10 protein-coding genes are annotated in these 12460 nt (G+C 69.4%); 3 read left to right on the plus strand and 7 right to left on the minus strand.

All coding sequences use genetic code 11. The annotated features are described in order from the left end of the window. Nucleotides 1-109: 109 nt before the first annotated feature. The 6 genes from ACPT9U_RS00005 to ACPT9U_RS00030 all read right to left on the minus strand — a co-directional run bounded on the left by ACPT9U_RS00005 (nucleotide 110) and on the right by ACPT9U_RS00030 (nucleotide 8318). Nucleotides 110-670, minus strand: a complete 561-nt coding sequence (locus ACPT9U_RS00005; protein WP_418363400.1) for a YceI family protein — start codon at nucleotides 668-670, stop codon at nucleotides 110-112. Nucleotides 671-715: 45 nt separating this feature from the next. Continuing rightward, nucleotides 716-1252: a cytochrome b gene (locus ACPT9U_RS00010; RefSeq protein WP_418363401.1), complete on the minus strand. Its 537-nt coding sequence runs from the start codon at nucleotides 1250-1252 to the stop codon at nucleotides 716-718. A 190-nt stretch (nucleotides 1253-1442) separates the two neighbouring features. Beyond that, nucleotides 1443-4676 carry an efflux RND transporter permease subunit gene (locus tag ACPT9U_RS00015; protein ID WP_435749474.1) on the minus strand — a complete coding sequence of 1078 codons (3234 nt, stop codon included), beginning with the start codon at nucleotides 4674-4676 and terminating at the stop codon, nucleotides 1443-1445. After that, a complete protein-coding gene (locus tag ACPT9U_RS00020; protein ID WP_435749476.1) occupies nucleotides 4663-6318 on the minus strand; it encodes an efflux RND transporter periplasmic adaptor subunit in 1656 nt (551 codons plus the stop codon). The genes ACPT9U_RS00015 and ACPT9U_RS00020 overlap by 14 nt, the downstream gene beginning before the upstream one ends. Nucleotides 6319-6437: 119 nt before the next feature. Beyond that, complete coding sequence (locus tag ACPT9U_RS00025) at nucleotides 6438-7754, minus strand: TolC family protein (protein WP_435749478.1); 1317 nt, start codon at nucleotides 7752-7754, stop codon at nucleotides 6438-6440. A 78-nt stretch (nucleotides 7755-7832) separates the two neighbouring features. After that, nucleotides 7833-8318, minus strand: a complete 486-nt coding sequence (locus ACPT9U_RS00030) for a copper-binding protein (RefSeq protein ID WP_435749480.1) — start codon at nucleotides 8316-8318, stop codon at nucleotides 7833-7835. 167 nt (nucleotides 8319-8485) lie between these two features. Here ACPT9U_RS00030 and ACPT9U_RS00035 point away from each other — a divergent pair, with 167 nt between their 5' ends. The 3 genes from ACPT9U_RS00035 to ACPT9U_RS00045 are packed head-to-tail and all read left to right on the plus strand — an operon-like array spanning nucleotide 8486 to nucleotide 11180. Continuing rightward, nucleotides 8486-9193: a heavy metal response regulator transcription factor gene (locus ACPT9U_RS00035; protein ID WP_418363405.1), complete on the plus strand. Its 708-nt coding sequence runs from the start codon at nucleotides 8486-8488 to the stop codon at nucleotides 9191-9193. Then, a complete protein-coding gene (locus tag ACPT9U_RS00040; protein WP_418363406.1) occupies nucleotides 9190-10704 on the plus strand; it encodes a heavy metal sensor histidine kinase in 1515 nt (504 codons plus the stop codon). The genes ACPT9U_RS00035 and ACPT9U_RS00040 overlap by 4 nt, the downstream gene beginning before the upstream one ends. Continuing rightward, the gene (locus tag ACPT9U_RS00045; RefSeq protein WP_418363407.1) at nucleotides 10701-11180 is read left to right on the plus strand and encodes a DUF411 domain-containing protein; all 480 of its coding nucleotides are present in this window, start codon (nucleotides 10701-10703) and stop codon (nucleotides 11178-11180) included. The genes ACPT9U_RS00040 and ACPT9U_RS00045 overlap by 4 nt, the downstream gene beginning before the upstream one ends. A 93-nt stretch (nucleotides 11181-11273) precedes the next feature. Here the strand turns inward: ACPT9U_RS00045 and ACPT9U_RS00050 are convergent, their stop codons facing one another. Continuing rightward, complete coding sequence (locus ACPT9U_RS00050; protein ID WP_418363408.1) at nucleotides 11274-12332, minus strand: RNA methyltransferase; 1059 nt, start codon at nucleotides 12330-12332, stop codon at nucleotides 11274-11276. Nucleotides 12333-12460 lie beyond the last annotated feature (128 nt).

A 12460-nucleotide genomic window follows, 5' to 3' on the forward strand; every position in this document is an offset into this window, starting at 1 on the left:
TTCCTGTTTCGGGATGCGCTTCATGTCGTTCTTCCTGTCTTTGCGTCGATCGTACGACGACTACGTTGGAAGACGAAATCCGTGGGGCAGCTCACAATGGACACGCGGTTCACTGGGTCGCCGCAACGATGCGGAACCGGATCACGACCTCGTTGGCGACCACGTCGAAGGCCCTCCAGGCGCCCTCGCCGATCGAGAAGTCACCGCGCTGGATAGTGAGGCTGCCTTCGAACACGCCGGTCTCGCCCTGAGGCGTGAAGCGTGCGGGAACGACCACGTCCCGGGTCGTCCCCTTGATCGTCAGCTTGCCCGCAACCTCGTACTGGTCCGCGCCGAGCGCCCTGACTGCGGTGGATTCGAAACGGGCGGACGGAAAGTCCTGGGTGTTGAACCAGGTCTTGCGTGCGGCCTCCTCATCGCCTTCTTCGCTGCCGGTGTCGATGCTGGCGAGCGCGACTTCGATCAAGGCGCTCGATGCCTCCGGCGCCGCAGGATCGAAGCGCAACTGGCTGGAGAACTGTCTGAAAGCGCCCTCCATCGACACGCCCATCTGCTGGTAGCCGAAGCCGATCTGGCTCTTGTCGGCCTGCACCTGGTTGTATTCCACCGCATGAGCCCCCGAGGTGGCGATGGCGAGGGTCGAAAACAGGGCAAGTGCGATGCGTTTCATGATGTCAGTCCTTTGATGATCGTTTGGAGGGGACAGCCGTCCAGCTCAGTCCGCGCGCTGGCGCAACATTCTGGTCAGCACGTCGTCCTTGTCGATGAAGTGGTGCTTGAGCGAAGCACCGACATGCGCAAGCAGCGTCGCGATCAACAACAGGTTCAGGCTTGCATGCACCGACTGCAGCAGATCGCCGAGCGCCTTGTCCCTGGACAGCAGATCGGGCAGCGGTAGCACCCCGAACCAGACGGTCTGGAAGCCCTTGGCCGAGCTCATCAGCCAGCCGGTCAGCGGGATCGCGAACATCAACACGTACAACAGGAAGTGGCCCGCATGCGCGGCGAAGCGTTCGAGCGGCCCCATGTGCAAGGGAAGTGGCGGCGGGCGGTGGCTTACACGCCAGGCCACGCGCAACAAGACGAGCAGGAACACGCTGACACCCGCCCACTTGTGCCACGAATACAACTGCAGCTTGGCCGGGGAGAGATCCAGCCCGGTCATGTAAAAGCCCAGCCCGAGCATGCCGAAGATCAGCACGGCCAGCAGCCAGTGCAGCGTCTTCGCGGTGGTGGTGTAGTGCGTGTTCATGAGCAGGGTTCCTCGATCGATCCGCGGGGTCTCATCCCCGCGCTATCCATGCATGAACTCTAGTCACTCATGGCGACGGGAAAAAGGCGGTTTTCGACAAAGGTTTATCCCGATCAGTGCAACAATCAGTATTTTCTGATGCCATTGATCACATAAACTCGACCAAAACCTGCCCTGGCAGCGCCCTCGATCAACGATCCACGCGCGTGGCGCCTCCCCGCTCCAACCCCCACTGCTTCGCCAGCGCATACAGCACCGGGATCACCACCAGGGTCAGCACGGTCGAGGACACCATGCCACCGACCATCGGCGCCGCGATGCGGCTCATGACCTCGCTGCCCGTGCCGGTGCCGTAGAGCACAGGCAGCAGGCCGAGAATGACAGTGATCACGGTCATCATCTTGGGCCGCACACGCTCGACGGCGCCCTCCATCACCGCGGCGTAGAGGTCCGCCACGCCCGGCGTCTCGCCCTGCGCGGCACGCTCGGCGCGGATGCGCGCCCAGGCCTGGTCCAGGTAGATCAGCATGATCACGCCGGTCTCGGCAGCCACGCCGGCAAGCGCGATGAAGCCCACCGCCACCGCCACGCTCATCTGGAACCCCATCCACCACATCAGCCACACCCCGCCGATGAGCGCAAAGGGCACCGACAGCATGACGATGAAGGTCTCGGTGAGGCGGCGGAAGTTGAGGTAGAGCAGCAGGAAGATCAGCGCCAGCGTCAGTGGCACGACGATGGCGAGCTTTTCCTTGGCGCGCTCCATGTACTCGAACTGCCCGCTCCACACCGCGTAGTAACCGGGCGGGAAGCGCACCTGCTCGGCCACCGCACGCTGGGCGCGCTCGACGAAGCGGCCGATGTCGGCTTCGCGCGTATCGACATACACGTAGGCGACGAGCGCGGCGTTCTCGGTGCGGATCGCCGGGGCGCCGCGGGTCAGCTTCACCTCGGCGAGCTGGCCAAGGGGCACCGGGCCGAGCCGGGTCGGCACCAGCACCTGGGCGGCGATGCGCTCGGGGTTCTCGCGCAGCGCACGCGGGTAGCGCACGCTGACGTTGTAGCGCTCCAGGCCCTCGACGGTGGTGGTCACCGCCTCGCCACCGAGCGCGGTGGCAACCGTCATCTGCAGGGCATCGATGGTGAGGCCGTGGCGCGCAAGCTGCTCGCGGCGCGGCTCGATATCGACGTAGTAGCCGCCGGCCACGCGCTCGGCGTAGGCGCTGGAGGCGCCCGGCACGTCGCGCACCGCGGCCTCGACCGCCTTCGCCAGTTGCTCCAGGGTGTCGAGGTCCTGGCCGAACACCTTCACCCCCACCGGCGTGCGGATGCCGGTGCTGAGCATGTCGATGCGCGCCTTGATCGGCATGGTCCACGAGTTGGCCAGGCCGGGAAACTTCACCGCGGCGTCCATCTCGGCGATCAGCGCGTCCACCGTCATCCCGGGACGCCACTGGTCATGGGGCTTGAGGTTGATGACGGTTTCGAACATCTCCAGCGGCGCGGGGTCGGTGGCGGTGTTGGCGCGGCCCGCCTTGCCATACACCGACTCCACCTCGGGGAAGGTCTTGAGGATGCGGTTGGTGGTGGCGAGCAGGCGCCCGGCCTCGGTCACCGACATGCCGGGCAGCCCCGCCGGCATGTAGAAGATCGCGCCCTCGTTGAGCGTGGGCATGAACTCGCTGCCGATCTGGCGCGCCGGAATCAGCGTCACCCCCATCGCCACCAGCGCGAGCAGCACGGTGGTGAGCTTGAAGCGCATCACCAGCGCGATCACCGGGCGGTAGAGCCAGATCAGCACGCGGTTGAGCGGGTTGCGATGCTCGGGGACGATCCGGCCGCGTACGAAGAACAGCATCAGCACCGGCACCAGCGTCACCGACAGGAAGGCGGCGCCCGCCATGGCGAGCGTCTTGGTCCACGCCAGCGGCGAGAACAGCCGGCCCTCCTGCCCTTCGAGCGTGAACACCGGCAGGAAGGACACGGTGATGATCAGCAGCGAGAAGAACAGCGCCGGCCCGACCTCGCGACAGGCGTGGATCAGCACTGCGGCGCGCTCGGCCGCGCTGGCGTCCGCACGCAGGGTCTCGAGCCGCTTGTGGGCGTTCTCGATCATCACGATCGCGGCGTCCACCATCGCCCCGATCGCGATCGCGATGCCGCCCAGGCTCATGATGTTCGAGCCGATGCCCAGTATCTGCATGCCGATGAAGGCCACCAGGATGCCCAGCGGCAGGGTCACGATCGCCACCAGCGCGCTGCGCACATGGAGCAGGAAGACGATGCACACCGCGGCGACGATCAGGCTTTCCTCGAAGAGCGTCCATTTGAGGTTCTCGATCGCGCGCTCGATCAGCGTCGAGCGGTCATAGACCGGCACGATCTCCGCGCCCTCCGGCAAGCCGGGGGCAATCTCGGCGATGCGCGCCTTGACGTTGGCGATCACCTCGAGCGCGTTCTCGCCGAAGCGCGCCATGACGATGCCCGAGGCCACCTCGCCCTCGCCGTTGAGCTCGGCGATGCCGCGGCGTTCGGCCGGCACGAGCTCGACACGGCCGATGTCAGCCACCCGCACCGGGGTGCCGGTGCCGCTGGCATCCAGCTTGAGCACGATGTCCTCGATGTCGGCCACGCTGCGCAGGTAGCCGCGGCCGCGCACCATGTACTCGCGCTCGGCAAGCTCGATGACGCGGCCGCCGACGTCGCGGTTGGACTCGCGGATCGCCCGCCCGACCTCGTCGAGCGCGATGCCGTAGCCGGCCAGCCGGTAGGGGTCGACGGTGACCTGGTACTCGCGCACGAAGCCGCCCACGCTCGCCACTTCGGCCACGCCCTCGGCCTGGGTCAGCGGGTAGCGCACGTACCAGTCCTGGATGCTGCGCGTGTCGGCGAGCGACAGGTCCTTGCCGGTGATGGCGTACTGGTACACCCAACCCACGCCGGTGGCGTCGGGCCCGATCTGCGGCGCCACGCCGGCCGGCAGGCGCGCAGCGGCGGTGCTGAGGTATTCGAGCACGCGCGAGCGCGCCCAGTAGAGGTCGGTGCCGTCCTCGAAGATCACGTACACGTAGGACGCGCCGAACATCGAGAAGCCGCGCACCACCCGCGCCTTGGGCACCGCCAGCATCGCGGTCGTGAGCGGATAGGTGACCTGGTCCTCGACCACCTGCGGCGCCTGGCCGGGGTAGTCGGTGTAGACGATCACCTGCACGTCGGACAGGTCGGGCAGCGCGTCGAGCGGGGTGTGCTTGATCGCGTAGAGGCCGCCGCCGATCAGGAAGGCGGTGGCCAGCAGCACCAGGAAGGCGTTGCGCGCCGACCAGTCGATGAGGCGATCGAGCCAGCCGGCGTCGGGCGCAGCACCGCCCGCCTGCCCTGCCCGCGACCCGACCAGGGCGTCGTCTGCGCGCTCAGTGCCCGGCATGGTCGTGTCCGCCGGCGTTGGTGTCAGCGCCTGCGTTGGCGTTGGTCTCGGCCGGCGCTGCAGCGCCTGCGCCCGATCCGGGCGGGTGCGCAAGGCGCTCGATGCGCGTCACCACGTACTCACCCGGCCCGCGGTCCTCGAAGCGGAAGCGGATCGGTGCGCCCGCTTCCAGGCCCTCGACCAGCGCCGGGTCGGCGAGGCCGAAATCCATGGTCATTTCCGGCCAGCCGAGCGTGGGGATCGGCTCGTGCGACAGGCTGATCCCGTCCGCGAAGGCCTCCTCGAACACGCCTTCGACCTCGTATGCGGGGTAATCCTGCGGCGCATCACTCAACCCGGCGAGCGCGGCACGGAGCTGGCTCTCGGAGTCGATCAGGAAGTTGGCCGACACCACCACGCGGTCGCCCGCCGCCACGCCGTCGAGCACCTCGACGAACGTGCGTCCGCGCTCGCCCAGGCGCACCGCCACCGGCTCGAAGTGCCCTTCGCCGAGCGCGCGCAGCACGACGCGGCGCTCGCCATCGTCGATCACCGCCGATGCCGGCAGCAGCAGGCCCTCGCGGCTGGCGCCGGGGGCGAAATCGAGCTGGGCGAACATGCCCGGGCGCAGCAGGCCCTCCGGGTTGTCGAGCTCGACGCGTACCGGCGTGCTGCGCGTCCCGGCATTCAGGGTCGGATACACGTAACCCACCCGGCCGGCAAAGCTGCGCCCGGGGACGGCGTCCACCTTCACCTCTACCGCATCGCCCGGCTGCACACGGGCGAGGTCGCGCTCATACACCTCGGCGATCACCCACACCCGCGACAGATTGGCGATGCGGAACAGCGCCTCACCCGCCATGAAACGTGCGCCCTGGGTGGCGAGGCGTTCGAGCACGATGCCGTCGGCAGGCGCGTGCACGGTCTGGCGCGCACCGGTCTGGCCGGCGACCTGCAGGTTGGCGAGCCGTGCGCGGGCAGCGTCGGCCAGCCGCGACGCGGCGGCGCGGGCCTCGGTGTTAGCGGCGCTGTCCTGCAGCAGGCGTTCGGCGATGCGCACCTCCTCGCCGGCCGTCTGCAGCGCCGGGCTCCACGCGGTGGCCATCGGCTGACCGCGGCGCACGACGTCGCCTACGGCGTTGACATGCAGGCGCTCGATCCAGCCCTCGAAACGCGGCGCCACCACCACCTGCGCGCGCTCGTCGATCTCGATGCGGCCCGCGGCGCGCAGCACGCCGTCGAGCGCGCCGCGCATGACCTCGGCGGTGCGCACGCCCAGGGTCTGCATGCGCGCCGGGCTCACCCGCACCACGCCGGCGTCATCCTGCGCTTCGTCGGCATAGACCGGGATGTAATCCATGCCCATCGAATCCTTCTTCGGCACCGGCGAGGTGTCGGGCAGGCCCATGGGGTTGCGGTAGTACAGGATCTGGCGCTCACCGGGCTGCCCGGCAACTGGCGCTGCAGCCGACTCCGAACCTGCCTGGACACCCACAGCGGACGCATCCGGTTCGAGCGCAGACGGCGGTACGCCGTCGGCCAAGCCGCTGCTCCCCGCCCAGTAGGCCAGCACAGCAACGCCCGACAGTGAAAGTAGCAGCGCCAGCATGGCGACGACGCTGAAACCGCCCGTCTGCCGACGGATGCCGCACGTTTCGCACATGTCACGACTCGCGGCGCCAGGGCACTTCGACGCGAATCGCATCTCACGGGCAAGGCCCGAGTCGGAACAGCGCTGCGGGCCGACTGCAGCGTCTGCGTCCACGGCCATATGGTCTGGAATCACTCGATTTCTCCGGAGAGTCGGCCGATCTCGACCAGCGCCAGGCGCGCCTCGGCTTCGGCCTGCAGCAACGCGAACTCGGTGTCGAGCACCTGGCGCTCGGTCATCAGCACGGCTTCGAAAACATCGGTCGAAGACGGCGCACCGGCAGCGAGCGCCGCACGGGCAGCGTCACGCCCGGCGCGGGCCTGTGGCAGCAGGCTGGTGCGCACCAGGCGCAGACGGTCCGTGGCGGATTGCCAGGCAGACCACGCTGTGCCGAGTTCGCCCGCAAGGCGGGTTTCGGTCGCCAACCGGCGCGCGTCGGCGGCCAGACTCAGGGCCGCAGTCTCACGCTCACGCGCGTCGCGAACACCTTGCTGCAGCGGGATCATCACCTCGAACATCAGATCCCAGCTCTCCTGCCCTCCGCGCGGGCGGTTGTAGGTGAGGCCCACGGCGTAGTCGGGCTGGCGCTCGCGGCGGGTGCGTTCGCGCTCGATGCGCGCGGCTTCGACGCCCACGGCCTCGGCCCTTGCCTCGGGATGCGCCTGCCGCACGCGTTCGACGAGACTTGGAAAGTCGAGCTTCGCAGGCAGGGGCGGCGGGTCGTCCGGGAGGGCAAGCGGCGCATCCGGCGTCCGCCCGAGCAGGGCGTTGAGGGCTGCCGCTGCGCCCTCCCTGCGCTGCGCGATGGAGAGCGCGGCAAGGCGTTCGGCAGCGTGGGCACGCTGCGCCTGCAGCACCGCCTGCTGGCTGCCGATGCCATTGCGGTAGCGCGCCAGCGCGCTCTCTTCCACGCTTTTCAGCAGGCGCTGCTGAGCGCCGTTCAGCCTGGCCTCGCGATCAGCCTGCCAGTACCGCAGCCAGACGGCACGCACCTGCGCTTCGAGTGTGCGCCAGGCGGCATCCTGCCCCGCCTCCGCCCGTGCGGCCGCCGTCCGCGCAGCATCGCGCTCCAGGGCGCGCTTGCCCCAGCCGGGCAAGGGCTGCACCACGCGATAGCGGGTCTCGCCGACCTCGCCGGGCAGCAGCGCGGTGTTGCCGCCGCGCATGGTATTGGTGACATCCATCAGTTCCACCTGGAAGCGCGGATCGGGCAGCGCACCGGCGGCGCCGACGCGCTCGCGCACGGCCTGGGTCTGGTGGCGCTCGGCCGCGAACGCCGGGTTCGTCGTGCGGGCGAGCGCAACCAGCCCTTCCGCGCTCGCACCGGGCGAATCCTGCGCAGCGGCGAGCGGGGACGCGCCCAGGGACACCCCCAGCGACAACAACGCCGCGACACAAACCCGGCGCCACGCGGCACGTGTTGGCCGCCGCGTGGCGCACGCGGTCATGCCTGAAACCGGCAGGATCCCCGCCCCGCATCGCCGCTCCGTCCAGGCCGCGAAAGAAGTGTCCATCCCGAGACCCCGTCAGTCCTGTACGCGGATCTCGCTCGCCGTATAACGGCGCCCGTCCTTGCCGGCGATGAAGCGGACACGATCACCGACCTTCAGGGCCTTGAGCTGGGCCGACTCATCCACCTCGAAGGCCATGGTCATCGGCGGCATGCCGAGGTTCTCCAGCGGGCCATGCGCGATGGTCACGCGCTTGCGCGCAACGTCGAGGCGCTTGACCTCCCCCTCGGAGGGCGCGAGCTTCGCCCCGTCCTCGGCCTCCACGATCGCCGGGGTTCCGTGGCCGTGATGGGCATCGTGCCCCTGTGCCGCCCCGGCGCGCGTCGTGGCAAGCGATGCGGCGAGCGCAACCCCGCAGGTGAGCATCACCCACAGCGCAGCCACCGGTCGATGCGCGGCCGCATGCTGAACCGCTGCGTCACGGGAAGGTGCAGATCGCGCACCTGCGTTGAAAGCCCGCGCATGGCGCGCTGCGCCGGCCGGAGGGATGTCGTGATGCATGTGCCTTCTCCTGTTCTCTTCGGTGGGGTTCGGACGGTGGATTCAGGGCCATCGATTCCGCCAATACGAACCGAGTATGGAGAGCGGCGGTCGACCGCCTGCTTACGCGCGCATTACATTCCTGTCAGTTTCGTCCGCCGCGACCGCAGCGAGGCAGAATCACGGCCATGAAGATCCTGATCGTCGAAGATGAACCGAAGACCGGCGACTACCTGCGCCAGGGCCTGATCGAGGCCGGGTTCGTGGTCGACCTCGCGCGCGACGGCGCAGATGGCCTGCATCTGGCACTCACGGGCAGTTACGACCTCATCGTGCTCGACGTGATGCTGCCGACCCTGGACGGCTGGGGCGTGCTGCAGGTGCTGCGCCGCAGCGGCCAGGACGTGCCGGTGCTGTTCCTCACCGCACGCGATCAGGTCGAGGACCGGGTGCGCGGGCTGGAGCTCGGTGCCGACGACTACCTGGTCAAGCCCTTCGCATTCTCCGAACTGCTCGCCCGCGTGCGCACCCTGCTGCGCCGCTCACGCACCAAGGAGCCCGAGCAGTTGCGCGCCGCCGACCTCGAACTCGATCTGCTGCGCCGCCGCGTGAGCCGCGCCGGCCAGCGCATCGAGCTCACCGCCAAGGAATTCGCCCTGCTCGAGTTGCTGCTTCGCCGCCAGGGCGAAGTGCTGCCACGCGCATTGATCGCCTCGCAGGTGTGGGACATGAACTTCGACAGCGACACCAACGTGATCGAGGTTGCGGTGCGGCGGCTGCGCGCCAAGGTGGACGATGCCTTCGAGCCGAAGCTGATCCGCACCGTACGCGGCATGGGATACGTGCTCGAGGCGCCGCCGGAGCATGCGCGCACGATGCGGCCGGAGGGCGCATGAGCTTGCCGCGCAGCCTGTCGCTGACCGCCCGCCTCGCGCTGCTGTTCGCGGCGATGACCGCGAGCCTGCTGATCGTGGTCGGGGTGGTGATCGGGCGCGCGGTGGAGCACCACTTCCACGAACTCGACGATCACGAGCTCGCCGGCAAGCTGACCCTGGTCGGCAACCTGCTGCAGGGCGCGGACCCGGCGCACCCGCTGGACGAACGACTGCTGCAACTGGACGACGCCTTCGCCGGCCAGGACACGGTGGCGGTGCTGCTGCGCGATGGCGACGGCCGCGTGCTGCATGCGATCCAGCCCCACTTCTTCACCCGCGCCCAGCGCGAGGGCGGCGAGTTGCCCGCGGCGAGCACACCCTGGTCGCAGGACGGCCATGAGGTCATCGGCCGGGCGGCGCGCATCACGCTGCCTGAAGGGGCGGCGGAAGGCGGCGCCGTGCTTGCCCTGGTTGCCCTCGACGTTTCTCACCACATCCACTTTCTCGACACCTTGCGCCGCGGCCTGTGGCTGGGCATCTCGGCCGCGGCGATCGCCGCCGCGCTGCTCGGCTGGCTCGCCGCACATCGCGGCCTGGCGCCACTGCGCCGGGTCACCGCCACCGCCGGCCAGCTCTCGGCCGAGCGCCTGGGCGAGCGCCTCGCCGAGGACGACGCGCCTGCCGAGGTGCGCGAGCTGGTGGAAGCCTTCAACGGCATGCTGGCACGACTGGAGGGCTCGTTCCGCCGCCTGTCGGAGTTCTCCGCCGACATCGCGCACGAGCTGCGCACACCGATCTCCAACCTGATGACCCACACCCAGGTGGCGCTTGCGCAGACCCGCAGCAACGAAGAGTACCGCGACGTGCTGGCATCGAACATGGAAGAGTTCGAACGCATCGCGCGCATGGTGGGCGACATGCTGTTTCTAGCGCGCGCCGAGGACGGGCGCCTGCCGCGCGGCGACGAGGCCGTCGCGCTGGAGGCCGAAGCGCACGCCCTGGCCGAGTTCTACGAGGCGCTGGCCGAGGCGCAGCAGGTCAGCCTCACCGTACGGGGCACCGCCAAAGTGCGCGGCGACCGCCTGATGCTGCGCCGCGCACTGTCCAACCTGGTGTCGAACGCGCTGCGCCACACCCCCGCGGGCGGTAGCGTGCGGATTCGCCTGCGCACAACCCACCGCCGCGGCACGCAGGCCGCAGCCGGCGCCGACAGCGCCGCTCAGGAACCCGGCTGCGCCGCGCCGACGGTCGCCGAGATCGAGATCGAGAACGACGGCGAGCCGATCCCGCCCGAACAGCTCGAGCGCATCTTCGACCGTTTCCATCGCGCCAGCGCCAACCGCCGCAGCCATGGCGAAGGTGCGGGGCTCGGCCTGGCGATCACACGCTCGATCGTGCACGCCCACGGCGGACACATCCGCGCACGCTCCGCAGCGGGCACCACGACCTTCAGCATTTTTCTTCCTGCCGAGGCCTCATCCTCGGCGCAGTCCCCGAACCCACAACGAAGCACACAGGAGCCCACCTCATGAGCACCAGCCATTACGACAGGCGCCCCCTGCCGCGCACCCCACTGCGCAGCTTCTTCGCTGCCGCACTTCTCGGCCTCGCCACCCTCTCTCCGGCCCTCGCCGCCGATGAGGAGGTCGTCATGTACAAGGACCCCAACTGCGGCTGCTGCGGCAAATGGGCCGAGCACATGCGTGCGCAAGGTTTCACGGTGAAGGAAGTCGCGAGCCCGCAGATGAGCCTCGTCAAGGAGGAGGCCGGCGTGCCGCAGGCGCTGGGCTCCTGCCACACCGCCCGGGTCGGCGGCTATGTCGTCGAGGGCCACGTCCCCGCCGCCGACGTGCGCCGCATGCTCGACGAAAGGCCGGCCATCACCGGCCTATCGGCACCCGGCATGCCGCTCGGCTCCCCTGGAATGGAAGGCCCCTACCCGGCCGCCCGCTACGACGTGGTCAGCTTCGACGCGCAAGGCAGGACGGCGGTCTTTTCCAGCCACTGAGCGCCGGCTCCCCGGTACACGCGGCCCGAGGCCCTTCACGACGCGGCCCCGCCCGGCCGCCGCTGGACTGCGCAGAGGGCACGACGGGCGCAGCTACGAGGCGGCCCCGGAGGGCCGCACCGTCGGCGCGCGTCTTGCCTCGCGCTGGACGAAACCCAGCTTGATCTCGCGCGCGCGTAGCTGTCCGCAGCCCGCATCCACGTCCTGCCCGGCCGACTGGCGCAGCTTGGTGAGGATGCCGCGGCGATGCAGCGTGCGCGCGATCTCGGCCGCGCGATCGGCACTCGGTCGTCGGTAGGCCAGCCCATCCACGGCATTGAACGGGATCATGTTCATCACCGCGTACTTTCCGGCGAGCAGGCGCACGATGCCCTCGATCTCATCCGCGCCGTCATTGACGCCTTCGATCAGCGTCCATTGGTACTGGATCGGATAGCCGCTGGCGCGCGCCCAGGCCTCGCCGCACTCGACCAGCGTGGCGGGGTCGATGCGCGGCGCACGGGGCAGCAGTTCGGCCCGCAAGTCCGCCTTCGTGGTGTGCAGCGACAGCGCGAGCGCGGGCTTCACCGCCATCTGCGGCAGGCGCTCGAACACGCGTAGGTCGCCTACGGTGGACAGCACCAGGTTCTTGTGCGGCACCGCACCCTCGGTACCGAGCAGCTCGATCGCCTCGACCACTGCGTCAAGGTTGTGCGCCGGCTCACCCATGCCCATGAACACCACCTTGTGCACCCGGCGGCGCCGGCGTGCCAGCGCCACCTGCGCGACGATTTCGGCGCTGCCGAGCTGGCGCAGCAGGCCGTCCTTGCCCGTCATGCAGAACACGCAGCCCACCGCGCAGCCGAGCTGGGTGGACACGCACAGCCCCTCACGCGGCAGCAACACGCTCTCCACGGTCTGGCCGTCGGCAAGCTCGACCAGCAAGCGCGTACCCTCCTCGCCCGGGTGCTCGGAGCGCACGCGGGCAAGCGCGAGCAGCCCCGCCTCGAGTTCGGGCAGCGCCATCTGCAGGGCCTTGGGCAGGCGATTGGATTCGGTGTGCGGACCGCCATCCAGCGCGCGACCCTGCAGCCAGGCGCGCAGCAGCCGGCCTTCGTGGCTGGGACGGGCGCCAAGCGCGCGCAGGCGCTGGCGAATCTGTTCGACGTTCATGGCGCGCGATGCTAGCACCTCGACCGGCCCCACGTGCGCACGATCGTGCCGGGGGCGGGACCGCACGACCCGCCCCCCCCGGAAACACGGCCCCTGGTGTCCGACCGGAGGCATCCGCCCTCTATAAT

Source organism: Thauera sp. AutoDN2 (assembly GCF_051280715.1).
In the GTDB taxonomy this organism is placed as follows: domain Bacteria; phylum Pseudomonadota; class Gammaproteobacteria; order Burkholderiales; family Rhodocyclaceae; genus Thauera.